The organism is Paenibacillus sinensis, from assembly GCF_019904155.1.
GTDB lineage: Bacteria > Bacillota > Bacilli > Paenibacillales > Paenibacillaceae > Paenibacillus_AQ > Paenibacillus_AQ sinensis.
This window is the reverse complement of the sequence record NZ_JAHCMB010000151.1, coordinates 1-357: the sequence shown is the minus strand read 5'-3', so window position 1 is coordinate 357 and position 357 is coordinate 1. Positions and strand designations below refer to the sequence as shown.

At 46.2% G+C, this 357-nt stretch carries 1 pseudogene; it reads right to left on the bottom strand.

Annotated elements, in window-relative coordinates:
• A pseudogene (locus tag KIH86_RS17595) lies at window positions 1-357 on the bottom strand (IS3 family transposase); the annotation flags it as partial.

The window sequence follows — 357 nt, the reverse complement described above, 5'->3', positions numbered from 1 at the left end:
GAGACGTTAAGCAGCTCGCATAGATAATGCGTCATTCGCTTGAATCCTTGCTCTACGGCGTCATGAATAAGTTCAAACAGCTTATTCTTGCTTAGGTTTCTTCCCTTGGCTACCAGCCACCTTTCTTTCGTGTCGGCTTTTTTTAACAGTTCAAGTTGAGATTCCAGAAGTTTAATTCGTGCATCCTGCTTCGCGATGATCTCTTCTGGTGTCCTTTCTCGACTAAGCGAACGTCCTGAGGATTCTTTACGGGAATCCGCCAGACCAATGATTCCGCCCCGTTCATAAGCTTTTTTCCAACGGTCCGCACTCTGTTCGACACGCTTCATTCCTAGAATTTCTACATCGAACCCTTGG